20 protein-coding genes and 1 pseudogene are annotated in these 23,279 nt (G+C 57.6%); 4 read left to right on the forward strand and 17 right to left on the reverse strand.

Annotated elements, in window-relative coordinates:
* Positions 1-2: 2 nt before the first annotated feature.
* From HYPMC_RS00775 to HYPMC_RS00825, 11 genes are all read right to left on the reverse strand, one after another.
* A complete protein-coding gene (locus HYPMC_RS00775; protein WP_013945827.1) occupies positions 3-1,586 on the reverse strand; it encodes a sugar ABC transporter ATP-binding protein in 1,584 nt (527 codons plus the stop codon).
* Between the two features lie 10 nt (positions 1,587-1,596).
* A complete protein-coding gene (locus tag HYPMC_RS00780) occupies positions 1,597-2,673 on the reverse strand; it encodes a substrate-binding domain-containing protein (protein ID WP_013945828.1) in 1,077 nt (358 codons plus the stop codon).
* A 77-nt stretch (positions 2,674-2,750) separates the two neighbouring features.
* Positions 2,751-3,740: an XdhC family protein gene (locus HYPMC_RS23025; RefSeq protein WP_024275216.1), complete on the reverse strand. Its 990-nt coding sequence runs from the start codon at positions 3,738-3,740 to the stop codon at positions 2,751-2,753.
* Between the two features lie 105 nt (positions 3,741-3,845).
* The gene (locus HYPMC_RS00790) at positions 3,846-4,856 is read right to left on the reverse strand and encodes an extradiol dioxygenase (RefSeq protein WP_013945830.1); all 1,011 of its coding nucleotides are present in this window, start codon (positions 4,854-4,856) and stop codon (positions 3,846-3,848) included.
* Positions 4,857-4,956: 100 nt separating this feature from the next.
* Positions 4,957-6,111 carry a VWA domain-containing protein gene (locus HYPMC_RS00795; RefSeq protein ID WP_013945831.1) on the reverse strand — a complete coding sequence of 385 codons (1,155 nt, stop codon included), beginning with the start codon at positions 6,109-6,111 and terminating at the stop codon, positions 4,957-4,959.
* A gap of 4 nt (positions 6,112-6,115) precedes the next feature.
* Entirely contained in the window at positions 6,116-7,006 is an 891-nt protein-coding gene (locus HYPMC_RS00800) for a MoxR family ATPase (protein WP_197022713.1), read from the reverse strand.
* A 5-nt stretch (positions 7,007-7,011) separates the two neighbouring features.
* Positions 7,012-7,593 (reverse strand): (2Fe-2S)-binding protein, encoded by a 582-nt coding sequence (locus HYPMC_RS00805; protein WP_013945833.1) that lies wholly within the window; start codon positions 7,591-7,593, stop codon positions 7,012-7,014.
* Entirely contained in the window at positions 7,590-8,459 is an 870-nt protein-coding gene (locus HYPMC_RS00810; RefSeq protein ID WP_013945834.1) for a xanthine dehydrogenase family protein subunit M, read from the reverse strand. Before HYPMC_RS00810 ends, HYPMC_RS00805 begins: the two co-directional genes overlap by 4 nt.
* The gene (locus HYPMC_RS00815; RefSeq protein WP_013945835.1) at positions 8,456-10,930 is read right to left on the reverse strand and encodes a xanthine dehydrogenase family protein molybdopterin-binding subunit; all 2,475 of its coding nucleotides are present in this window, start codon (positions 10,928-10,930) and stop codon (positions 8,456-8,458) included. Before HYPMC_RS00815 ends, HYPMC_RS00810 begins: the two co-directional genes overlap by 4 nt.
* A 5-nt stretch (positions 10,931-10,935) precedes the next feature.
* Complete coding sequence (locus HYPMC_RS00820; protein WP_013945836.1) at positions 10,936-11,337, reverse strand: hypothetical protein; 402 nt, start codon at positions 11,335-11,337, stop codon at positions 10,936-10,938.
* A gap of 59 nt (positions 11,338-11,396) precedes the next feature.
* Complete coding sequence (locus tag HYPMC_RS00825; RefSeq protein WP_013945837.1) at positions 11,397-12,803, reverse strand: APC family permease; 1,407 nt, start codon at positions 12,801-12,803, stop codon at positions 11,397-11,399.
* Between the two features lie 234 nt (positions 12,804-13,037).
* Between HYPMC_RS00825 and HYPMC_RS00830 the strand changes: the two genes are divergently transcribed.
* Positions 13,038-14,153 (forward strand): NAD(P)/FAD-dependent oxidoreductase, encoded by a 1,116-nt coding sequence (locus tag HYPMC_RS00830; protein ID WP_013945838.1) that lies wholly within the window; start codon positions 13,038-13,040, stop codon positions 14,151-14,153.
* 32 nt (positions 14,154-14,185) lie between these two features.
* Here HYPMC_RS00830 and HYPMC_RS00835 read toward each other — a convergent pair whose 3' ends face one another.
* Positions 14,186-15,103 carry a fumarylacetoacetate hydrolase family protein gene (locus tag HYPMC_RS00835; RefSeq protein WP_013945839.1) on the reverse strand — a complete coding sequence of 306 codons (918 nt, stop codon included), beginning with the start codon at positions 15,101-15,103 and terminating at the stop codon, positions 14,186-14,188.
* 52 nt (positions 15,104-15,155) lie between these two features.
* Complete coding sequence (locus HYPMC_RS00840) at positions 15,156-15,563, reverse strand: RidA family protein (protein ID WP_024275217.1); 408 nt, start codon at positions 15,561-15,563, stop codon at positions 15,156-15,158.
* Between the two features lie 265 nt (positions 15,564-15,828).
* Here HYPMC_RS00840 and HYPMC_RS24955 point away from each other — a divergent pair.
* From HYPMC_RS24955 to HYPMC_RS00850, 3 genes and pseudogenes are all read left to right on the forward strand, one after another.
* A pseudogene (locus HYPMC_RS24955) lies at positions 15,829-16,050 on the forward strand (helix-turn-helix domain-containing protein); the annotation flags it as partial.
* A gap of 87 nt (positions 16,051-16,137) precedes the next feature.
* Positions 16,138-16,668 carry an IclR family transcriptional regulator gene (locus tag HYPMC_RS00845; RefSeq protein ID WP_244420956.1) on the forward strand — a complete coding sequence of 177 codons (531 nt, stop codon included), beginning with the start codon at positions 16,138-16,140 and terminating at the stop codon, positions 16,666-16,668.
* Between the two features lie 155 nt (positions 16,669-16,823).
* Complete coding sequence (locus HYPMC_RS00850) at positions 16,824-17,642, forward strand: alpha/beta fold hydrolase (RefSeq protein ID WP_013945842.1); 819 nt, start codon at positions 16,824-16,826, stop codon at positions 17,640-17,642.
* Between the two features lie 541 nt (positions 17,643-18,183).
* Here the strand turns inward: HYPMC_RS00850 and HYPMC_RS00860 are convergent.
* The 4 genes from HYPMC_RS00860 to HYPMC_RS00875 form a co-directional block, all read right to left on the reverse strand.
* Positions 18,184-19,095 (reverse strand): XdhC family protein, encoded by a 912-nt coding sequence (locus tag HYPMC_RS00860; RefSeq protein WP_155831137.1) that lies wholly within the window; start codon positions 19,093-19,095, stop codon positions 18,184-18,186.
* A gap of 100 nt (positions 19,096-19,195) precedes the next feature.
* Entirely contained in the window at positions 19,196-20,281 is a 1,086-nt protein-coding gene (locus tag HYPMC_RS00865) for a glycine betaine/L-proline ABC transporter ATP-binding protein (RefSeq protein ID WP_013945844.1), read from the reverse strand.
* Positions 20,281-22,248 carry a proline/glycine betaine ABC transporter permease gene (locus HYPMC_RS00870; protein ID WP_024275219.1) on the reverse strand — a complete coding sequence of 656 codons (1,968 nt, stop codon included), beginning with the start codon at positions 22,246-22,248 and terminating at the stop codon, positions 20,281-20,283. Before HYPMC_RS00870 ends, HYPMC_RS00865 begins: the two co-directional genes overlap by 1 nt.
* 20 nt (positions 22,249-22,268) lie before the next feature.
* Positions 22,269-23,213 (reverse strand): ABC transporter substrate-binding protein, encoded by a 945-nt coding sequence (locus HYPMC_RS00875; protein ID WP_013945846.1) that lies wholly within the window; start codon positions 23,211-23,213, stop codon positions 22,269-22,271.
* Positions 23,214-23,279: the final 66 nt, after the last annotated feature.

Raw genomic sequence — 23,279 nt, forward strand, 5'->3', positions numbered from 1 at the left:
TCCTATCTCAAATGGTGTACGGCTACGTCGGATCGCGCGTCTCCAAGCACGTCGCCTATAATGGCTGCTTCGTCCGCCGAGGTGGGTGCAACGTATTCGTGAACGACCAAACCGTCGAACATCGTGAAAATAACGTCGCAAAGTCTGATGGTTTCGCCGAGGTCACTTGATGCAACCAGAATTGACAGGCCTTCGCGCACACGTTGGCGAAGAAGTTCATGAATGTCGCTCTTCGCGGAGACGTCGATGCCCGCCGTCGGATCTTCAAGAATGAGAAGCTTTTTCGCGTGGTTCAGACACCGGCCGAGCAGCACCTTTTGCTGGTTCCCGCCGCTCAAGCTGGTGATTGCAGCGTCGTCGTCGCCGAAACGTACGCCAAGTTTTCTGAGCTGATGTTGAGCCGCGGCGCGCTCTGCCTTTATCGAAATAACTCCGGCCCTGCTGAAGCTGCGCAGTTGGGTAAGTGTGAGATTCTCGCGCATGGCGCGCGTGGACAGCACGCCATTGCTAGCGCGCCCCGAAGGTAAATATCCGACACCGGCTGCAGCTGCTTCGGCGGCCGAGCGTGGCGCATATTCGCGGCCTTCCAGGCTTGCTTTCGGACCGGAAAACTTCTGAAGACCTGCGAGGCTTGCAACGATTGTTTCGCGTCCGCAGCCGACAACGCCATAGAGCCCTACGATCTCCCCGCGGGCGATGCGGATTTCGGGAGCGCAGCCCTGACGATTGGGCAAGTCGTGCAGAAGCAGCAATTCATCCTTGGGGCGTTTGTGTCGCGTCGGAGTGCTGAGCGGACGGTCCTGCTTTCCCGAAAGCTTCTGCAACACGTAAGCGGCATCGACGCGGTCATCGACTGCAAAAGAGTCGACTAAGGCGCCATCTTTCATAACGCTTACCCGGTCTCCGGCCTCGATAACCTCATCGATATGGTGCGTGACGAGCACGATTGTCATGCCGGATGTCTTTGCCCGTTCCAAGATTTCGAAGAGCTTTCGCTTCTCGACAGCCCCGAGCATTGCTGTCGGCTCATCCAAGATGAGAACGCGTGGGCGCAGCGCGAGCGCCTTGGCGATCTCGATCAACTGTTGCATGGCAATCGGGAGATGCTTGGTTGGTATATCTAGGTCAATGCTCAATCCGAGACCAGTAAGAAGCTCCCGGCAGCGGTGGCTTTCCTTCGCCGTTCTTAGAAGCGAGAATGGATGAGAGCCGCGCTCGTTGCCCAAACATATGTTCTCTCGAACGGTCAGATCCGGCGCGAGCGAGAGTTCTTGGAAGACAAGCACCACTCCACTTTTTCGGGCGTCGGCAATGGATCGAAAGCGTGTTGCCGTGCCATCGAGAAGGATGAAGCCGTCATCGGCGCGATAGAGGCCACCTACGATCTTTCCGACGGTTGATTTTCCTGCTCCGTTTTCACCGAGCAGGCAGTGAATCTCGCCCGGAAGAAACCTCAATGATACGTCGCGTAGTGCTTGCGTCGCACCAAATCGCTTCGAGACATTGCGAATTTCAACGGCCGGTGCGAGAGCGTTTGGCGCGCTTTCTAGCACTCTGTCGCAATCGGATGCTGATTGGTTTGGCATCGAGGCTACTTCACTGCATAGCCTGGACCGACCACGCTTTGGGCGGAAGTTCGTACATATCGAAAGGATAGCTATCTGCGTTCTCTTGCGTGATCATCGTAATGGGGACCATCAATGCAGGATAAGGCGTTCCGGCTTTTGTCAGGTTGGGCGTCGGGAGACCTTCGTTCTCGCGGATCGCATATTGAACGATGAGGCGCCCCATGATGATTCCGGCCTCCGAGCATATGGCGAGAAGGCGTCCGTCCTTCAGCATTGGAATGGCTTCACGTACGACCGAACTCGAAACGACCTTCGTGGTTTTGCCGAGCTGCCTGGCGGCCTGGACGGCACCCATGCCCAAAGAAATTTCCGGCGTGTAGATGAAGTTTGCGTCCGGATTCTTCAAAAGAAGGTCGGCCGCCTGCGAGAGGCCCTGCTCGATTCCGAGACCGCCGCCTACGGCGCCATCAATGACTTTAAGGCCGGTGCATTTCTTGGCTTCCTCTTCGAAGCCGACGTGCCTGAGATGCGCCCATTCGGCGCCAGCCGGACCTGGGATCGCGATGACGGATGCGTCGGCCGCTCCTTTTGTTTTGCAAATGACATCTTCGAGTGCAGACCCAATCGCTTTGTCGTCTTGGCCTACTCCGAAGGCCACCGCAGAGCTGTTCACGGGAATGCCTGCGGCAACGACTTTGACGCCGGAAGACTTCAGATTCCGAAGGATTGCATTGTAGCCATCGAAGGCGGCGGCGCCGATCACGACGACGTCGGCGCCGAGAGACTTCAAGGTTTCAAGCTGAGCGAACTGTTCTTTGACGTTTCCATAGCCTCCGGCGACCGAGACTTGCAGCACCTTGACGTTCGAGCGTTTGGCTTCGTCGACGATGCCGTAGGCGATGCCTTTCCAGAAGTCGTCGTGCAGATGGACCAAGGTAACGCCGATTTTTAGCGGCTTCTTAGCGACGATGGGAGCAACGATGTTGCGGAGGCGGTCTGGTTCGCCGGCATGCGATCCCGTTGCCGCGACGAGCGATAGCCCGAGGGCCATAGTTGAGATCAGTATTTGCCGAGCCGTGAGTGGGATGAGACCGCGAACAGGCAAAGCGCTTCTCCTGATGAGATGACCCAAAACTGCGTTTCATTTCTCCGGTAATGCTAATCGGCTCGATGTCCTCAACATCACAAGACGAAGCCGCGCAGCTTAGCTTCGCTCACGAGTTCCGAGACCACGCTGACTGCGAGGCTAAGGCGGCTTTTCGTTGCGGGAATGAGGCCAATTGGCGCGCGAATGCGCGCCAGGCTCTCGGGGCTCACGCCAGCATTATGAAGCTCTGCAATCCGTTTTGCGGCGACTGCATTGCTTCCAAGCACGCCGACGTAAAAGCAGGCGGAGTGCAGGAGCGTTTGGATGACTGGGATTTCCCAGTGGTGATCGTGGAATATCAATATCGCGGCTGACCAGGCGTCGACATTCGTGTCGATGGCATGGGAGGGATCAGACATTTGGCGTGCCGGAAGGCCAAAGCTCTGGATATCGCGGTAGGTGGACTGATCGGGCGTCGCGATGTCGAGAATGAAGCCGATGGAGGAGAGCAGATGCGCAATCGCCGCCATGCTCGGCCCGGCGCCGATCAGATGCACCTTGACGGTCGGGATAACAGTGCGGCGAAAGAACGGGCCATCCCTTTGGCTTGCTATTTCCAGAGCGCCGGGAAGCCGATCGACTTGGCTTTCGCCTGTTTCCAGATTGGTTACATGGGACACGAACTCGCGATTTCGATTGGCTTCCATCAGGCGTTCGATAATCCGATCGTCGGGTGCCTGATCTATGAATACATCGATGCCGCTTCCGCACGGAAGCTGCACGTCGAAATACGGAGAGCCTCTTCCATATCTTACGAGCTTGTTTTGGCCGTCGCGGATGCATAGCTGCGCTTCCATCGCGACGGCGCTTTCGAGGCAACCGCCGGAGAGATAGCCGACATAATGGCCCTCTGACGAGACCGCCATCATGGAGCCCAGAGCACGTGGTGAACCGCCCTCGATGTTGACCAGTGTAACGAGCGCGCACTTGAGGCCCATACGCCGCCAAGCAAGAAAGCTTGGCAGTACATCTTCGCCCGTGACGAGATTGCGCTCAATCGCCTGCGTCTGAAACTGCGGATTCATGGGTTTCACGAAAGCAGACACCGCGTGCCTCGGAGCGAAGATCAAAATGACGAAAACTGGCGGAGGACTCGCAAAGAGCTGTCCTGACCTAAGAAACCCCCGGTACTACGCGGCCTGAGCAAGAGGCGGATCGTAGGCGATGTAACCCATGCCGCAGATCCACTCCATCACAGGTTCGTAACCGACGATGTGTGCCGGTGCGCCGCCCATGGCGCCCATGACTGCAACCCAATTGAGGATCTCGTGGCCGCCGTGGCCGCCGCCTTCCTCCACTTCCTCGTAGGTCATGCCCCGAAGCTTCTCGGCGTCGCCCTTTGCGAATGCTTCGATGATCTCACGATCCCAATGCGCATTGACCAGAGGGTGCTGAATGCGCAGCGGCCACTGCATTTTTGAAGCCATTTCGATTTCATAGCTTGCAAGATCTGAATAAAGGCTTGGATCTTCGAGCGCGACCTGGCGGCCCTCCGTCTGGTAGCGCTTCATGCGCATCAGGAACTCGTCGTCTTCTGGGGCGCCCTCTGTCCATACGGGCGGCCAATGTGACAGTCCGCCTGTCGCCAGAAACGCGACACGTAAATCGCTTGGCAAGCCATCGACGATTTTACGGACTGCGACGCCGAAATCGTAGGCTCGATTCATCGTCGGCAACGGCGGCGAGAAGACGTTGATGTAAAGCGGCAGCACAGGGACGTCGAAGTTCGGTGTCAAGAATTTGAGGGGGACGAGAAGGTTGTTGCCATACTCGATCTCACCCATGCGCGCGACGTCGAAGCCCAGACCGACAAGACCGCGCAGCATGGCTTCACCGAGTTCCGGCTGCCCATCGATGACGGCCTTCTTATCGAACTTCAGTGCTTCCATCATGTAGTCGGCAGGGCCGCTATGTGTCTGCGCGATCCCGACTGCGAACGTCGGCATCAGGTTACGGAAGTGGTTCTCGAAATGATCGTCCAGGAAGGCGATGATGACGTCGGGCTTGGCCTCCTGGAGTCGGCGCGCGCATTCGGCATGTGCCGCGGCGACGCTATCTTTCATTTCTTGGCTTGGCGCATCAGGCCACCCAAGTACGCCTGGGGCATGCGACATGCTCAGCGCTGTTACGACTTTTGCCATAGGAGACTCCTATCTTTCGTCCTTCAATAAAGCCACGTTCGTCGGGCGGCCCCAGCCGTTGGGTTTAGAGGTAGCTCCTGCCACTTCGAGGCGGAGGGATTTATCGGATGGTGGAATTCTTCACCTCCCGGCCACGTCGGTGCCCAAAATTTTCACCCATCAAGTTGATCAAGCTCGACAATTCTGCAGCCGAGCTGCCGGCAACGAAATCGTCGATCATCGGCAGCGCCGCCTGCATGCCCTTGGTAAGCGGCTCGAATCCGGGCGTAGATTTGTGCGGGTTTGCCCATATGACCCGGTGGCTCAGCGCCTGCAGCCGTAGCATTTGCTCGCGAAGCAGATCGGCGCCGCCACGTTCCCATCCGTCTGAAGCGATTACGACGATCGCGCCGCGCGCCATGCCGCGCTGACCCCAGATGTCGAGAAACGCGCGTAGCTGATCGCCGAGCCGCGTTCCTCCTGACCAGTCAGGAACGGCACGGGAAGCCGCAAGCATCGCGGCCTCGGAATCTTTCGTATCAAGGTGTTTCGTGATGCGTGTGAGCCGTGTCCCTACCGTGAAAACTTCCGTTCTCCGTCGTGCGCACGAATAGGCTGCATAGCCGAAGCGCAGCAGACCGGGCGCAAACGGCGTCATGGAGCCGCTGACATCGAGGAGAAGGATGCGCTTGCGCGGACGAGAGCGCGGCAGGCTCATGAACAGGCGATCGGGCTCGCCGGCACGGGCGTACGCCGCCTTCACCGTTCGTCGGATATCGATAGGTCCACGGTTCGAACTTTTTCGCCGTCGTCCCCGTTGCATCGCCACGTTTGAACGCAATTGGGCAATGAGTTGGAAGATCAATTCCCGTTCTTCTGCCGAGAGCGCCGAAAGTTTCCGCGTGCGCAGAACTTCGACGGCGCTAGCAGCGCCCATCTCGATCTCGCGATCATCATCTTCTTCTTCATCCAAGGTTTTCTTCATGAACCCGGCCGAGCCTGGGATCATCGGCGCGGCATCAGGATCAGGCAGGATCTCTGTTGCGAGCGTATCGTGGCCAAAAAAGTAGCGGGCGAAACACGCGTCGTATCGTGCCACATCTCCCGGCGAACCGCAGAGCGTCGTGCGACCGCATAGGAACAATGCGTAAAGACCGCCATCCTTGATGGCCGTGGTTGCTTCGAACAGCATTTCGATGCGGCTCGCATTGATGTAAAGGCCGGCGTCCCGCAGCGTGTTGATGAAACCGAGAACCGATTCCTGCGCAGCGTGCATCTGGTCAGGCCCCTTGCGGCACCAATAGACTGTATTTGCCTGCGATCACGCGCGCCTGGTCCTCATGGTATTTGAGAACCGTGCCGAGCGTCAGTGCAGCTTCTCGGGGCGTCATTTCGGTCGCGCCGAGCGCAAGAAGCGACCGCGCCCAGTCGAGACTTTCGGCGATACCGGGAGCCTTGAGCATGCCGGCTCCTCTGAGACGCGCGACCGCCGCCAGAATCTGATCCGCGAGGCGAGTTGGGATCGCTGGAAAGCACCGTTCGATAATGGCGCGTTCGCGGGCTATGTTCGGATGCTCGATCCACTGATAAAGGCAGCGGCGCTTCAATGCGTCGTGAACATCGCGCGTTCGGTTCGAGGTGACAATCACGAACGGGGGGATAGCGGCCTTGATCGTCCCGAGTTGGGGAACGGTGATCGCGTATTCCGACAGTGCTTCGAGAAGGAACGCTTCGAACTCATCGTCGGCGCGGTCGACCTCGTCAATGAGAAGTACGCTCGGCGTCGTCTCGAAAGCCTTGAGGATAGCCCGCGGCTGCAGGAATTTCCGGTCGTAAAGCTCGCTTTCGAGGCCGTCCGCATCCTGTCGTCCGACGGTCTCTGCAACCCGCATGTGCAGGAGCTGACGTGAGAAATCCCAGGCGTAGAGCGCGTCGGATTCGTCGAGACCTTCGTAACATTGCAGCCGGAAGAGCGGCCAACCGAAAGCTTCCGAAACGGCGTGCGCAAGCGCGGTCTTGCCAACGCCCGGCTCGCCTTCGCAGAAGAGCGGGCGATGGAGTTGCAGCGCAAGGAAGACGGACGCACTGACGGTTTCCTCGGCGAAATATCCGACCGCTTCAAGTTCGGAACCGAGAGCTTCGTAGTCGGCCGGGATTTGACGTGACGTCATGACCATCACGCCGTCTCGAGCGCGGACGTCGTCTCTGCTTCACCTCTCATAACGCGGGCGGCCTCCATCGCCGCGTCGACGATGTGCTGATAGCCAGTGCAGCGGCAGAGATTTCCGGAAATCGCAACACGAACCTCGGTGCGGGTCGGATTCGGATTTTCTTCCAAGAAATTTTTCAGAACCATCAGCATGCCAGGCGTGCAAAAACCGCACTGCAGCGCGTGGCATCTATGGAAAGCAGCCTGCAGAGGATGGAGGTCGACGGCATGCGAGCTCATTGCATCGAGCGGCTTATACACGCTCGCGAGCGTTTGCGTCGTGATGTGGGTTACGGGCGCGACGCGCTGCTGTGACAGAGATTCCACCGTATAGACGGTCGCTCCCTCGGCCTGCAGTGCCAACAGGTTGCAGGATTTGACCGTTGAGCCGTTGAGATCCACCGCGCAGCAGCCACAACGCGCTTCGTAGCACCCCGCATGTGTGCCGGTCAGGTGTCCGACATCGCGGATGAAATCGATCAGGAGCGTTCGTTCGTCGACATCACCCATTACAGGCTTTCCGTTGATGGTCATGGTTATCTTGGTCATGCTGGAAGGGCTCCCGTAGACAGGCGGGTCAATACTCTTGTCGCGAGCGAAATAGTCAGTTCGGCTTGATACTTTTGAGCACGTGTAACGGCTTTATCCGGTGGCAGCACTTCCGCCGAGACGCGCTGGGCAATTTCGGCCAGCGACAGGGCTGCGAGGTTCTGACCTTTCAGCGTTTCGGTAACGCCAGTGGCGATGCTCGGAGCCTTTGCAACGCCACCGACGACCAGGCGCAGACGCTCGATTGTACCGTCGGCTGCGAGCGCAATGGCACCCGCGACCGTTACGATCGCCGCGTCAAATGTCCGGAACCGGAATTTCTCGAACGCGACTGCGCTCCAATAAGGGAGTGGAGGAACCGTAATTCCGGTCAGGATCTCATCCGGCGCGATGTTGGTCCCGCCCGATGCGTTGAAGAAGGCATCGGCGCTAAGCATGCGGACGCCTTGCACCGAAGTGAGCTTAAACATTGCTTCGATGCCGCTCAGCAATGTCGGGACGTCGAAGCGAATTCCAGCTTCGCAGACAGCGCCGCCGATCGTCCCCATGTTGCGGACGGATCGATCCGCAAGATTCCCGGCGACAGAAGAAATTTCACTTTGCCAGCCTGGGAGCGTCATTTTTGCGAGCTTAGCGTAAGTCGTGCACGGACCGATGTCGCGCGAGCCGTCTTCCAGTTCGGTAGCGCCAGACAGTCCGGGGACGTCAGCTATGGAGATGACGCTGCTCGGCCGCTTCTGACGCTCTTTGAGAGCCAGGAGGAGGCTTTGTCCGCCAGCGATGATCTTTGCATCCGATCCTGCCTGCGCGAGAACGCCAATGGCATCGTCGAGCGTGGCAGGCCGATAAAAATTGAATGGGGTCAAAAGAAGAGCTCCAATTCGCCTTTGGGTTTCGGCCACGACATCGCATCGCGCGGACCTTCGTAGTCCGGCATGTCGTCGGGGTAGCGGAAGTCTGTTTTGCCGCTCCGTTCCTTCTCGCGAAGGGCAAGAAGCACGCGATCCGGTGTAATCGGAAGTTCCGTGAAGCGGACGCCGATTGCGTTGGCGATGGCATTGCCGATAACGGCAGGGACGGGGCCTGTGCCGGATTCGCCTGCACCTTTTTGGCCGCCAGGAATCGTTTTCGATGGCGCCGGTATTTCGAAAAGCTTCGTCAGTTCCGGCATATCGGCAGCTTGCGGCGCCTGATATTCGGCGAACGTTGCGTTCACCATGTGGCCCATCTGATCGTAGACGTAGTCTTCGCCAAGAGCCATGCCGATGCCCATCAGGAAGCCGCCCTGATGCTGGCCTTCGACGATGAGGGGATTGATCACCGTCCCAGTGTCGTGCGCCATGACGTAGTCGAGAACATCGATGTGTCCAGTCTCCGGACATACGCGGATGTGCGCGGCATGCGCTGCGCCTGCGTATGTCACGGAGAAATTGCCGGAACCGTCTGGAGCCTCACGATCGGTCGGCGTGTCGTAAGTCGCGACGGCTTCAAGCGTCGGTTCGAAGCCTGGCGGCAACTGGTGCGTACGATAGGCCGAGAAGCTCGCTAGGTTTTCGAGATAAAGGCCGCTCTCGCTCAAGCCGCGGACATAAACGCGATCCTGTCCGGTTTCGAGATCCTGCGGATCGGCTTCCAAGACGTGCGCAGCGATGGCGACGATCTTTTCGCGCAGCCGCTCGGCCGCTGTGCGGCATGCCGTACCGAGAACGGCCGCGGCGCGACTTGCGTATGTGCCCAAGCCGAACGGTGCGTTGGCGGTGTCCGGCGGCGCAAGGAAGATTTTCTCGAAGCCGACGCCGAGGACGTCGCTGACGATCTGTCCGAGAAACGTCGCGTGGCCTTGGCCGTGCGTGACGTCGCTCGAAAAGATCGTGACCGTACCGTCGGTTTCGAGACGGAGGCGAATGGCAGACAGGTCCGTGTCGAAGGAGGGGTGGCGGCAGCTCGTGTATTTCATCGAGATCGCCATGCCGACGCCTTCGTATGGCTTCGGGTTAGCGCGCTTTTCCTTCCATCCAATCTCGGCCGCAGCAAGCTGCAAGCATTCGTCGATCGACGTCGTATCCACTTCTTGGCCGATGGGCGTGCGCACAGGGCATTGCTCGCCCCTGATCGTGTTGATTGCGCGGACATCGAGCGGATCGAGACCCAGAGCATTGGCGGCCATATCGACGAGCTGTTCTTTGGCCCAGATGATCTGCGGAATTCCAAAGCCGCGCAACGCGCCACCAGGAGCTGTATTGGTGTGGACGATTTCTCCGTCGATATGAAGGTTGGGGATCGGATAGGGCAGCAGACCAACATTTGTGCCGATATGCACGACCTGATTGCCCCAGAACGACAGCGCGCCGGAATTCTGGATGATGTAGTCGCGATAGCCGATGATTTCTCCCGTCTTCCTGAAGAACATCTCGGCGTGCCTGATCTGGGAATTGCGCGCCGTTCCAACGCGAAAGACATCGGCGCGCGACAGCACGAGATGGACCGGGCGCCCGAGCCGCATCGAGAAGATGCACGCAATGACCTCATGCGGAAACATCTGCACTTTGGAGCCGAAGCCCGCTCCGACTTCGGGCGCAACAACACGCACTTTGTTGCGCGGAAGCTGTAAGACGTCGGCGATGCTGTCGCGGAGCATGAAGATCGACTGCGTCGAAGAATAGAGCGTCAACATTCCGGTGAAGGAATCGAAGCTCGCGACGCAGCCGTGTGGATCAAGCGCAGCACCTGCCTGTCTATTTGACGAGAAGCGTTGACGGACGACAAGATCGGCTTCGTCCTCAGCTGCTGAAATATCGCCAATGCGGACACGGTAGCGATCGAAAATGTTGCCTTCGCCGAACTCGTAGTTGATGCCCTCCTGAATGAGCGGAGCGTCATCGGCGAGCGCGCTCTCGGCGTCGACCATGACCGGAAGGTCGTCGTACTCGACGCTGATCTTTTCGAGCGCATCGAGCGCCTGATATTTCGTATCTGCGACGACTGCCGCGATTTCCTGACCTTCGAACAGGACCTTGTCGGTCGCGAACGGAAAATGATCGCCGACGAGCAGGTCCTGCATCAGGTCGCCCCAGGGCTTGACCTTTCCGACAAGCTCCGGTCCGGCCAAGACGCCGTGAACGCCGGGCATCGTTGCCGCGGCAGATGAATTGACCTTGATCCGGGCGTGCGCATGCGTGCTGCGAAGGATCTTAGCGTAAAGCATTCCAGGAAAGCGCAGATCGTCAATGAAACGTGCTGTACCTGTTAGCAGCGCTAAGTCTTCAGTCCGGGGCACGGATGTACCGACGAGCCGGTCCGATTTGTCCAATAGAGTCGCTTCGACTTTTTTGTCCATGAGCGTCACCACGTCAGGTAGGATATTGCGGCGAGCATGCGCCGACGCTCCGTTTCGTTACCGCGCACTTTAATGCGTCCGGCGATCAGCTCGATCGCGGCGGTCGATTCGTCGTAGTAGATGCGCTGCATAGTCTCGGAGAGCATGATGGTGAGGATCCGGGGATTTTCCGCTAGGCCCGGTGTAACGCTCAGAACGCGGCCTTCGTCAATCATCACCGTGAAATCCTTTTGTAGATCCGGCATGCGGACGATCATGGGCCAGTCCCGCCAAGACTTGACCGAAATGACGGTGTCCTTGTTCGGGTTCCATTTCCGCATGTAGTACTGGTCCATCACCTCGCGCATGTAGTCCGCCGTCACATCGGTCGGCTTCGGCAGGTATTCGTAGGCGGCGGATGCTTCCATGGGCGTATCCTCGAGTTGGATCAGAAGGACGGGTGGCAGGGCCACCCGTCGGATATTCGTTAGAGACGTGCGGCACTTGTCCGTTGTCTAAGGACCTGATCGCGATAGAAGCCGCCGCGTTTCGTCCTCGGGACGATGAAGTGATCGTAAGCCATGAAGGCGAGCACCGTTCCGTACCAAGCCAAGCCTGCCTTCCAGTTCGTCATAAAGATCGCGAAGGCGATGATTCCCGAAAGCACGAGAAGGAAGATTGCAACTGGCATGCCGAACGGCACTTTCAGCGGACGATCCATATTTTTGCGCTGGCGCATGCAGATGAAGAACAGCGCGATGATGAAATAGAGGCTCGCTGACCAATTCGAGAGCATCTCGATGATGAAAAGCGTGTCAGTGATATAGGCGCCGACGAGTGCAAGAACCGCGAGGATAAGGATCGCAACCCACGGCACTGCCTTGGAGGAGTATTGTCCGACCGGACGGGGCAGGGCGCCCTGCTGCGAATAGAGCGCCAGCACCTTGCCTTCTGCCATGAAGTAGACGCTCAGGGTCGTATATGTCGCGATGAGCATACTGGCGAGGGCGAGATAGAAGACCGGTCCGTCGCCGAGCTTTTCATGGATGAGGCCGACGGTTGGAACCGGCATTGCAACTAGTGCCGCCACCGGTGCGGCTGCCAGAATGCCGAGTGCTAAAGGAATTTGGCGAACCCAAAGCTGCCAGGCTGCAGACAGAAGCCCCACGTCACGCGAGACGGTGAAGTCGCTCCATTCATCGACGAGCACCTGCTGCACTTCGAGAACAGCAGCCATGATGCCGATCCAGAAGCCGGCAACCGTGAAGGGCGTCAGCCAGTCGACCGTTGTGCCTGCGGGAAGGCCCCAGTTGGCGGCGAAATCGACTTTATTCGCGAGCAGGTACCAGACGCAGACTGCAGCGATGCCGTCACCGATCAAGGTGAGAACGACGAGAAGCGACTGGACTTTACCGGTTACCTGATTGCCCAAGAGGTTCAGGCCAACGACGGGTCCGATGACGACAAATGGCCAGATCCACGTCGCAACGGTTGGAAAAAGACCTTGGAATAGGCCCGAGGCCACTTGCAGCTCAAGCCACATGAAGACGCCGTAAACAGGGGCGTATCCGACGAAGTAGGTCGTTCCGAGAGAGAAGAGACCGGCTTCGCGTCCATACGATTGGATCGAACCCGGTTCTGGAACAGCCGTGATCATCTCACGGTAGAGCCACCAGGCGCAGTGGATCACCACGACGCCAATTGCAAAGCCGATAATACTCCATTTCAGTCCGTAGAGGCTTGCGATGTAAACGATCCATGCAAAGCCTGCAGTGAAAAGCATCTCGCCCGTACCGATGGCCGAGACGTCGAACCAGTTTAGAGCTTTCTCATTCACAAGTTTTATGTCGTCGCTGGATTCATCGAATTCCGAGCGGGTCGTGTCAGCGGCCATCGTGACCTCCTGGCAAATGGAAATTCGCGTCGTGTGTCGCGGTGTCTTTCACGCTTGCGGTCACATTACGAGGCATTCGCGGACTGCTGGCCGAGTTTCCGGATAGCGGAATTCGCCGTGTGCGGCGGTTGCTCGCCGCGGTATGCCACAGCGAAATGAGGATGCGGTGGCGTCACTATTGGCGAGCAAGCGATGGGCGTTTGCGAAGGGCCGCATCCAAGGAGATGGCCGCAAATGGCAAAGACAGTTGAAATCGCCGGCGCCGGGTTAGCTGGTCTATGCGCCGCCGCCCGGTTCTCTCAGCTCGGATGGAAGGTGACACTTCACGAGCGCGCCAAAGACCTTCGCATGTTCGGTGCCGGGATCTGGTTATGGGAAAGCGGCCTCAAAACGCTCTCGATTCTGGGCGCATATGATCAAGCCGTGGCAAGGGCGCGCCGCATCTACGAATGGCGCATCGTCGATTCGCGAGGCCGTACGCTGATGTCCCGCCCGATGCCGGATCATGACCGTATGTTGCTTCCTCCGCGCGCCGATCTCTATCAAGCTCTCATTGATCGTTGCGTGGCTAATGGTGTTGAAATCATAACTTCTTCGATCGTCACGGAAGTTCGTCCGGAAGGTGCTCTGGTGACGGAAGCCGGCGAGCGGCAGGCCGATCTCGTCTTAATCGCAAACGGCGCGTATTCCGTGCTCAGAGAGCAAATTCTCGGCACTGCATGGATGGATTTTGGTGTCGAAGCCGGAATACGTATGATGATTGGCAACCGTCCGGATGATCCGACGGATGTCATCACCGAATATTGGAACGGCCCGTGGCGGCTTCTCTATAACCCTTGCACCGAGGGCGAGAACTATATCTTCCTGAGCGCACCCGTGGACGATGAGCGCGCCCGCGTTCTGCCGGTCGATCGTGCGCTTTGGGCCGAGAAATTTCCCGCCGCGGCCGGCCTCGTTGAGCGTTTTTCAGAAGCCAGCCGCTGGGATCGCCTCGTCAATGTGCGTTGCCGGCGGTGGTCGCAAGGAAAGGTCGCGATTATCGGCGACGCCGCTCATGCTATGCCTCCCAATCTCGGACAGGCTGCGAATACGGCCTTCACGAACGTCATGGCATTGGCGCTCGCGGCCGATAAGGCGAACGATATGCCGTCAGCGCTTGTCGCCTGGGAGCGACATCAGCGCGCACTAACCAATCATGTTCAATGGTGGTCCTATCTCTACGGTTATGTGCTTAACCGATGGCCGAGGAGCTTCGAATCTTTGCGATCGGACGTTCTGAGCGCGATGTCGAAAACGGAATGGTTTGACGAAGCCTTGAACCGCGGTGCGCGCCACATGCCGTTGGCTTGAGGCGCGTCGCCAGCACGTGAAGAGAAGAAAAATCAGGAAGCGCGCCGGTAACAACCGGCGCGTTTTACTGTATTGCGGATCTTTCCGATGCCGGAGATTTCGCATTCCACGACATCGCCATCGCGCAGGAAGCGTGGCGGCGTGAAGCCGATGCCGACGCCCTCGGGCGTGCCCGTCGCGATAATGTCACCTGGCGAAAGTGTCATGACTTTCGAGATCGTTTCAATCAACACCGGAATATCGAAGATCAGATCCCGCGTACTCGCGTTCTGGCGAACCTCACCATTCACACGGCAAATGACGCGCATGTCGCGATAATCAACTTCATCGGCGGTGATGATCCAGGGTCCCATTGGACAGAACCCGTCGGGGCTTTTTCCGAGAAACCATTGCTTGTGGCGCTGTTGAAGATCGCGGGCCGTGACGTCATTGACGATCGTGTAGCCAAATACGTGCGCCATGGCTTCATCGCGAGGTATCGCGCGGCCGCCTTTGCCAATAACGACTGCAAGTTCGCATTCATAGTCGACGGCTTGATCTAGCCCTGGAACTAAAGGGATGTCGCTCGCCGGCCCGCTGATGGTCGTCGATGGCTTCGTGAAGATGATCGGAAATTCCGGCACTGCGTCGGCCGATGAGGTGCTGCTCGAGTCAAAGCCGCTCTTGGCAAACTCGTTGGCATGAGCGCGATAGTTCTTACCCACGCACATGATATTATGCGGAGGGTTCAAGATCGGGGCCACGAGGTCGCCAAAATCAAGCGGTCTGCCCGGAGGCAAATTCGCTATTGGCTCCGCTTCCATAAGAAGCGGAATGGCCGCCGCAAAATCGCTCATAGCGCCCGCAGGCATCCCTTTGAGCACCTCGCCGAGTGGATAGTACGTCTCGGCGGTGGCATCCAAAAGAACTATGACGTCATTCGATTGGCGTTTGATCGTCGCAAATTTCATTTTTCTCTGAAGACCTTATCGCGTCTGATTGAGGCGGGCGGCTCTTGTTGGTTCAAAGCGCGGCAATCGCCGAGACTTCGATCCTGAACTCGGCGTGGACGAGCCGATTGATCATCAGCAGTGTGTTTGGCGGGTAGGCGCCGTTTGCGAAAAACTTCGGAAATTCGCGAAGGCGATAGGCCATGAATTTCGGAATTTCGTTTGGATCGACCATGTAGGTCGTGAACTGCACGACGTTGGACCAATCCGCATCGCAGCTTTGCAGGGCGGCAAAAAGGTTCGCAAAGATCTGTACGCACTGACCATCGAAATCTTCAGGTGGCACCGCTATGCCATCGGTGGAAATGCCAACTTGGCCGGCGATAAAGATGTACTCCGATGCCTTCACCCGCGTGATCTGCGAGTACTGTCCGAGGGGTTTTCCGAGCGTCGGAGGAGTGAAGATTTTGATGTCAGCCATAACGTGTCCTGTGCGCGTGAAGCTATGAACCGCCAACTTAAGTGGCAGCACGGGCATCGATTTGCCTACTGCACAGGCATGCACTGATCTCACCTCGCGGTGGGAACGCTTTCTGCATCCCGGAAATTACCAATGTGCGACTTGATCGCCCCGTCGTTCAATTGACATCATTCCAAATCCACGACATCCTTTTCAAAAATTCAAAGCAGACTGTACGCAGCTAGGTGAGAGGAAGTCGTCGGTATTAGTCCTGGTAGGCAAAGATATGGGGCCTGACGAACTCGAAGACACAGAGCAGCCATTGAGCGCTCGCCCGACTAAGGCGAGGCGCGCTGACGGCGATCTTGTTCAATCGTTGAACCGAGCCATAGCCATTCTCGAAATTTTGTCGGAAGGAGGCTGTCGGCTGAAGGATGTTTCGGCGCGCGCCAACCTCCCACCCTCGACCACTCATCGTTTGCTCACAACGCTTGAGCAGAAACGTCTCGTTCGTTTCGATCGAGAGGAAAACCTTTGGGACATCGGCAGCAATTGTTTCGCCATTGGAGCGGGCTTTTTGCGCCGAAAGCACTTCATGTCCATTGCTGTTCCGAGGATTGAATGCCTGGCGCTGCAAACAGGCGCTACGGTCAGTCTCGGGGTTCTTGAAAGCGGCAGCATTCTTCTTGTGAAGCAGGCGAAGCGCCTGCAGACCACGCCGGCGGTTCCTCCAGGAAGCAGCTTACCTGTCCACGCAACGGCGATGGGAAAGGTTCTGCTCGCAAGTTCATCGGACCTGCGTCCGTCGGCGAGCTTCGGTTTCGGCAATCTGGCGCGATTGACCGACCGTACGATTTGCGATCCGTCCGTTCTCGCAAAAGAGCTTCACACCGTTCGGGCAGGCGGCATCGCGATCGACGATGAAGAGAGCATGATGGGGCGGCGCTGCATCGCCGCCCCAATCCACAATGAACTGGGCGACTGCGTCGCGGCTGTATCGGTCACAGACACAAGCTCGCAGCTGACCGACGAGGCTGTTCGGAATCTGAGTGCGCAGGTTGCGGCTGCTGCTGCGGAAATTACGCGCAGTTCCGGCGGGTATCTCCGTCGAAAGAACAGCTTCTAATATCGCCGAAAATTTGGATGCGAAAAAGCTATCGTACTGCATTCGTGCGCGTGCGACGCTCTTTCACTGAATTTTCCGCAATCTGGGAAAGATGCCACTCCCTAGCGACACGAGGATTTAATGGAAGCTCCAGAGGAATGCGGAGCTGATGTCTCGTGCTATTTTGCCAAGGAATTAAATTCGAGTTCGAAGGTGTTCCCGTTCACGTTGTCACCGGTGGTAGTGGTTTCCCGTTACTACTGATCCATGGCTCAGGCCCAGGAGCTTCGACCTATGCGAATTGGCGTCTCGTACTCGAGCCGCTGATGCGGCGATATCAAATATTTGGAATGGACCTCATCGGATTCGGTGCCTCCGGGCGACGGGCTGCTCCTCCTTATTTCGATATCGATTTCTGGATTCGACAATGCAGAGCGATGATTGATCGCATGCCGGGGGAAAAGATCGGCGTCGTAGGGCATTCGTTATCTGGCGCACTCGCATTGAAGCTCGCTGCCGAGGAACCTCGCATTTCGAAAGTCCTCACAACCGGATCGATGGGAGCCGCATTTGCGATCAACGAAGGCACGATCCGCTGTTGGAGCTTCCCAAATGATCGCGCCGAACTCGTCGCTTTAGCAGAAACGCTAATCTATGACCGGAAGCACATCACTGAAGCCTATATAGATAATAGGATTGAGACGCTGTGGAAGGACAAAGCTTATCGGGACTATTTTATGGCTATGTTTGCAGGCGATCGACAGCGCTTTGTCAACGAGACGCTGCTGTCGTCGAATGAGCTTCGACGGATCAAAATTCCGGTTTCTATGCTGCATGGGAGAAATGACATAGCATTTCCACCTGACGTTACGATGCGGATCGCGGACGCTTTGCCGCAAGCGGATGTGGCATTGCTTGCTCATTGCTCGCACTCCATTGCATTAGAGTTCCCTGAGAAGCTCCTCTCTGCCTGTCACACACTATTCGGAGAATAGGCGCAGAGCGTCGGATTGTTGCAAGATGAGTTCCGTCCGCGTGCTGGGGTGATTCAAATGGCGGCCTGATCGCAATTCTACAGTCTTTCAAACGCTAAACGGTCTCAAAGCATTCGACGGACAGGCCTCACGCCTGAGCACGTTGGCAGGTGGCCAAGGAGGCCACCCTCGGTCGAGCGCACATCTTTCTTGATGCGCTAGGGCGCGGCATGACGTTTCATCAGGCCCTTCTATTTGCTGCGCAAGTAGGGTCCGTCATGTGCCGGCGGATTGAGGCACTGCAAACTCAAGCTTGCGAATTGAGTAATCCAAGCAGCAGGATGTTCATTCTAAGCCAGGGTACCGATAGGCGTGCATCCAAGGCGGCTTCGTAGAGGAAGCGGCCGAGGAGGAGCGAAGGGATAGCGCGCCGCACATGGCCGAAATGTCCCAATAGCTGCCGTCGCGTTCTGCTCGATCGACGCGGGGAACGCCGCCGACCACGTCCGGTGTCGGAGGTAGAGCGTCAGTCGCTCAAGTATCGATATAGTAGCTTCGGATGTCATTCAATAATTGCGTGATCTTTGGCCGCGCTGACGAGCTCGGCAACAACGCTCACGGCAAAGCTAAGCTTGCTCTTCGCACCCTTTATCAAGCCGACCGGCGCACGCAGTCTTGCTAGCTGATACGGAGCTATTCCCCTTTGGCTGAGTTCTGCAACGCGCCTTTCTGCGACTGCCTTGCTGCCCAGAACGCCTATGTAGAAGCAGTCAGAATCAAGCAATCTCTCAAGGAGAGGAATCTCCCAATCGTGCTCGTGGAAAGCGAGAATGGCTGCCGACCAACGATCGCCCTGCAGGCGTTCGATGGCTTTATCGGTGAGGGCATGGCAGTTGAGGCCGATTGAATGGATATCTTCGCGCGTTGCTGCATCGGGGCACGCGATCTCCGTGCCGAAACCTATCGCCGCCAGGAGGTGTGCAACGGCTGCAAGGGATGGGCCTGATCCTACGAGGTGAACTCTCAGCGCGGGTCTGACCACGCGGCGAAAGATATCGCAGTCGAGACGAGTTCGTTCGTCGCAGTCTTCCGTGACTTGGACGTCGTTAGAGCCCGTCACCAAGTTGGTTGTGTGAATAACAGCTTGGCGTTGATGTGAGAGCATGTGAAGGCGGGTCAGAAGGCCGATATCGATCCCCTGATCTATGAACACGTCAATCCCGCTTCCGCATGGAATTTCGATATCGAAATATGGAGAATCCTTGCTGTAGCGGATCAGGCGATTAGTTCCGCGCGCGATGCACATCCGAGCTTCTTCGACGACAGCTTTCTCCAGGCATCCGCCGGAGAGGTAGCCTGCCGAATGCCCGTCGGAAGAGACCGCCATGACGGAGCCGACGGCTCTAGGTGAGCTGCCGACGATATTCACGAGCGTGATGACGGCAAATTTAAGCCCTGTTCGATGCCAAGCCATAATGCTTGGCAAAATATCCTCTGCCGCGGCTAGGTTGCGGATCGTCGGAGCGAACAAATGGGGTTCGAATTTGTTCAACGCGACAACTCGTTATCAGTCCTCACTGTCTCGCAACTTCTGCGGACGCTCGTTGTCCATTGATGGATGCAAGAACTTTTACGATCTCGGTCATGCTGACCGTGCCGATCGGCTGGTTGGCTTCATCTATGACAACGGCATCCTGGTTCGCCGCAAGCACGACGCCTGCGGCGTTTGCCGCGAGCATTGTTCCGGGAATGCTCGGACCCCCGGCGGCGAACGACTGCGACGGCGACATGATCGATTTGACGGTGATGACGCGCCCGCGATTTACGTTGCGCGTAAAGTTCGCCACGTATTCGTTGCTCGGATTGAGAACGATTTCCTCCGGCGTTCCGATCTGCATAACCTTTCCGTCACGCATGATCGCGACGCGGGTCGCAAGTCGAATGGCTTCGTCAAAATCGTGGGTAATAAAGACCACGGTCTTCTGCATGATCTTTTGAAGTCTCAGAACTTCGTCCTGAAGCTCATGACGGATCAGCGGATCCAGAGCGGAGAATGGTTCGTCGAGAAGCCATAACTCAGGATCGACTGCAAGACTGCGCGCAATGCCGACGCGTTGTTGTTGGCCGCCCGATAACTCGTCGGGATAGGCCTTTTCTTTGCCGCTAAGGCCGACAAGCTTAACGAGTTCCCGTGCGCGCTTGGCTGTAAACGCTTGCGGCGCACCTTGGATCTCAAGCGGGAAGGCGACGTTTTCCAAAACTGTCTTGTGCGGAAGAAGCGCATAGTTCTGGAACACCATGCCCATCTGATGCCGGCGCATTTCGCTCAAGCGGTCCTCGGATGCCGTCACAAGATTTTCGCCACGGAATTCGACGCTGCCGTACGTCGGTGGCGCCAGCTGGCAAATCGCGCGGAGCAGAGTGGACTTTCCCGATCCCGACAGCCCCATGATCACGAACGTCTCGCCGACTTCGATATCGAAGCTGACGTCGCGCACGGCTGCGAACAGACCCATCTGCGTCATCGTATCGACGGACGGGGGAGAGGGATATTTGCCAAGAAGGCCCGGCAGGTTCGCGCCGAAGATTTTCCAAACGTTGCGCATGCTGAGTGCCGGCACGCGCTTGGGCTTTTCGACAGTTACAGATTTCGACTGCATCACAGGGGGTCCTTCATTCCGCGATGTCTTTGCGCAAATCCTCTGAGCAGGCGATCGGCGACAACGCCGATGGCTGCGATGCCGAAGCCAGCTGTCAGCGCTTGGCCGGGATTGGCATGTGAAATGGCGAGGATGGTTTCGTGTCCGAGATCGGTCGTGCCAATCAAGGCGGTGACAACGACTGTCGCGAGAGCCATCAGCATCGATTGGCTGACGCCCAGAAGGAATTGCGGGAGGGCCGCTGGCAGTTCGATCGTCCAAAGCAGCTGCCACGGACTACAACCAACCTGACGTCCGACTTCGCGCAACTCCGAGGGGACGCTGCGGAAAGCCGCTTCGGTGTACCGTATGATCGGACAGATCGCGAAGCAGACGATCGCAAAGATCGACGGCACATCACCCGATCCGAACAGCATGACCGCCGGGATCAGATAGATGAAGGGCGGCATTGTCTGCATCGTGTCGACGATGGGCAGGACGGCTTTTGCGGCACGCGCCGAGCGTCCCGCTATGACGCCGAGAGGCGCGCCGATCAGAATCGACAACAGGACTCCGGCTGCGCACAGATAGAAGGTCTGAATCGCTCGGTCCCAAAGGCCGCTGACCGCTAGGAAAGCCGTTAACGATCCAAGAAATGCTGCTTGCCGCCACCCTCCGGTGCGCCATGCTCCTGCGATGACAAGAAGAACAACGAAGCTCCACGGCAGCGACAGCAGCGCCGCACGTACAGGCATTAGGATATCGAGAAGCAGAAACGTCTTGAGTGCGTCGAGCGGGCCGTAAATCAATCCGACGACGTTATCGACGATATTATCGACGTAGCGCGCCGTCGAGATCGTCCAGCTTTCGGGATAGTGCGCGAGCGGCGGGTAGACGAATGATATTAGTGTCGGAACAAGCAGGCACAGACCGATAACGATCCAGAATGATCGCCGCGATGTTTCCTCGCGCCGATGCTTGCGATTGCTGATGGCTTGGAGATAGCGATCGATGAGGATGGCCATGAGTGTGATGCCGGTACCCGCAACGAGACCGGCACCGAGCGCTAGGCGTTGAAGCGCGAGAAGGACATCGTTACCGATACCGCCTGCTCCGATCAGTGCAGCAAGAATGACCGTCGAGAACGATAGCATGACGACCTGATTGACGCCGAGTTGCAACCTCGGCCACGCTGTCGGCACCAGGACTTTCCATAGAAACTGCGAGCGGCTGCAGCCGAGCGAACGGCCGAGTTCGCCAACGCGCGCTTCCGCTTCCTCTAAGCCGAGCGCGGTGCTACGCACCATCGGAGGCGCCCCAAAGATGACGATCGCGATGATCGCCGGTGCACCACCGAGGCCGAAGAAAATGATGAGCGGCACGAGATAGGAGAAAATCGGGATCGTCTGCGCCTGATCGAGCAGGAACAGGATGGTCGCACGGCGCGACGGATGTCGATAAAGATAAAGGCCGCCGAGAAATCCGAGGGCGATGCCAAGCGGGACAGCGACGATCATCTGGCTGAGCGTCACCATCATGCTGTCCCACAGCCCGAATAGAAGCAGGAACGCGCACGTGATCGCGGCGAGGGCAGCAAGTCCGAACCCGCGAGCGTGATAACAAACGACAGTCGCGGCGAATGTTACGCCAAGCCAGGAAAGCGGTGGCAGGATTTGGACGGCTTGATCGCCGTATCCACGGCTCACGCCGGTCTGCAGCACTGCCTGAAGCAGAGAAATCGGGGCATTGAGAAGCGGAACCGACCATCTGAAGATGGATTGAACGGAAATTCCGAGCGCAATCGGAGCAGAGAGTGCGTTGAAGACCGCATTGATCATCCGGTCGAACGGAATGATCCACGCTTCAGGCCAGGAAGCGAGCGCTGTAAAAGCCCAAGACAAGGGAATAGCCGCAAACGCAGCGACAATAACGATCTTGGACACGAGTGAGAGATACGCGCGCAATTTTGCGCGCGTATCCGTGCCCATTCCTACCCCCGTCAGAATGGTCACTGCGTCCACTTCGACCACCGGTCCTTGTTCGCGGCGATCCAGCCATCGACGACAGTATCAAGAGGTTTGCCTTCGTTGGCGATCTCGCCGGTCAGGTGACCGTATTCATCGTTGGTCATCGTGAACGACTTCATCAGAGCATAGGCTTTTGGCCATTTCTTCTCAGCATCTGCGTTTGCAAACTTGACGATAGGAGCGGCTTTCTTCTCGCAGCCAAACCCCTTCTTGGGGCAATCATCGGTGTAGGGCGGCAGATCGACAAACTCGCCCTTGTACGCAAGCGGCGCCCAATGCGGCGTGTAGAGCCAAGCGAGAATTGGTTGCTTGCGCTGGTATGCGGCTTTCACTTGCGCGAGCAGAGCTGCCTCGGAACCGGCGTGAACGATCTGAAAATTCAGGCCGAGTGTTTTGATCCGTTCATCATCGTTTCCGCCCCAATCTTCCGGGTTGAGAAGCAGGCGGCCTTTGTCACCGGTCTCAGGCGTTGCGAAAAGCTTGGCGCACGCGTTGAGCGCCTTCCAGTCTGGTAGGCCAGGGCATTTGGCTTTGACATATTCGGGGTACCAATAGCGATCCCAGCCAACGAGTCCCGTCGGGCCGATTTCGACTGTTTTCCCGGTTTTAAGGGATGCTTCGGCCATGTCGGCCTCGGACGACATCCAGATTTCGGTGACGAACGTAACGTCGCCCGTTTGCAGTCCGGTGAAAACCGCAGTCGCGTCTACCGGAACGACCTTAACGTTGTAGCCCATCTTTTCGAGCAGCTTCTTCACGATGTTGCTCGTGATCGTGCTCCCGGTCCAATCCTGCTGACCAATGACGATCGGGTCGGTGGATTCGGGACCGGCGTTGGCGATTGAACTTCCGGCGAAGCAGCTTGCCACCATGGCGATGGCCGCCACGCCCCCGCGCATGCGGCGAACGACATCTAAGAACGACATTTTCCGTGTGTCTCCTGTTTAGTTGCGAAGATCTCAGGCGTGCCCCATCGTTCCCGCTCAGGTCAT

The sequence above is a fragment of the Hyphomicrobium sp. MC1 genome (assembly GCF_000253295.1).
Lineage (GTDB): Bacteria > Pseudomonadota > Alphaproteobacteria > Rhizobiales > Hyphomicrobiaceae > Hyphomicrobium_B.

Bases quoted from the DNA above. Each gene is read 5' to 3' on its own strand.
- HYPMC_RS00845 (WP_244420956.1), top strand. From the start codon at position 16,138: ATGTCCATTGCTGTTCCGAGGATTGAATGCCTGGCGCTGCAAACAGGC.
- HYPMC_RS00815 (WP_013945835.1), bottom strand. From the start codon at position 10,930: ATGGACAAAAAAGTCGAAGCGACTCTATTGGACAAATCGGACCGGCTC.
- HYPMC_RS00860 (WP_155831137.1), bottom strand. From the start codon at position 19,095: ATGGCTTGGCATCGAACAGGGCTTAAATTTGCCGTCATCACGCTCGTG.
- HYPMC_RS00870 (WP_024275219.1), bottom strand. From the start codon at position 22,248: ATGGGCACGGATACGCGCGCAAAATTGCGCGCGTATCTCTCACTCGTG.
- HYPMC_RS00820 (WP_013945836.1), bottom strand. From the start codon at position 11,337: ATGGAAGCATCCGCCGCCTACGAATACCTGCCGAAGCCGACCGATGTG.
- HYPMC_RS00795 (WP_013945831.1), bottom strand. From the start codon at position 6,111: ATGCACGCTGCGCAGGAATCGGTTCTCGGTTTCATCAACACGCTGCGG.
- HYPMC_RS00790 (WP_013945830.1), bottom strand. From the start codon at position 4,856: ATGGCAAAAGTCGTAACAGCGCTGAGCATGTCGCATGCCCCAGGCGTA.
- HYPMC_RS00835 (WP_013945839.1), bottom strand. From the start codon at position 15,103: ATGAAATTTGCGACGATCAAACGCCAATCGAATGACGTCATAGTTCTT.
- HYPMC_RS00840 (WP_024275217.1), bottom strand. From the start codon at position 15,563: ATGGCTGACATCAAAATCTTCACTCCTCCGACGCTCGGAAAACCCCTC.
- HYPMC_RS00830 (WP_013945838.1), top strand. From the start codon at position 13,038: ATGGCAAAGACAGTTGAAATCGCCGGCGCCGGGTTAGCTGGTCTATGC.
- HYPMC_RS00865 (WP_013945844.1), bottom strand. From the start codon at position 20,281: ATGCAGTCGAAATCTGTAACTGTCGAAAAGCCCAAGCGCGTGCCGGCA.
- HYPMC_RS00825 (WP_013945837.1), bottom strand. From the start codon at position 12,803: ATGGCCGCTGACACGACCCGCTCGGAATTCGATGAATCCAGCGACGAC.
- HYPMC_RS23025 (WP_024275216.1), bottom strand. From the start codon at position 3,740: ATGAATCCGCAGTTTCAGACGCAGGCGATTGAGCGCAATCTCGTCACG.
- HYPMC_RS00805 (WP_013945833.1), bottom strand. From the start codon at position 7,593: ATGACCAAGATAACCATGACCATCAACGGAAAGCCTGTAATGGGTGAT.
- HYPMC_RS00875 (WP_013945846.1), bottom strand. From the start codon at position 23,213: ATGTCGTTCTTAGATGTCGTTCGCCGCATGCGCGGGGGCGTGGCGGCC.
- HYPMC_RS00775 (WP_013945827.1), bottom strand. From the start codon at position 1,586: ATGCCAAACCAATCAGCATCCGATTGCGACAGAGTGCTAGAAAGCGCG.
- HYPMC_RS00800 (WP_197022713.1), bottom strand. From the start codon at position 7,006: ATGACGTCACGTCAAATCCCGGCCGACTACGAAGCTCTCGGTTCCGAA.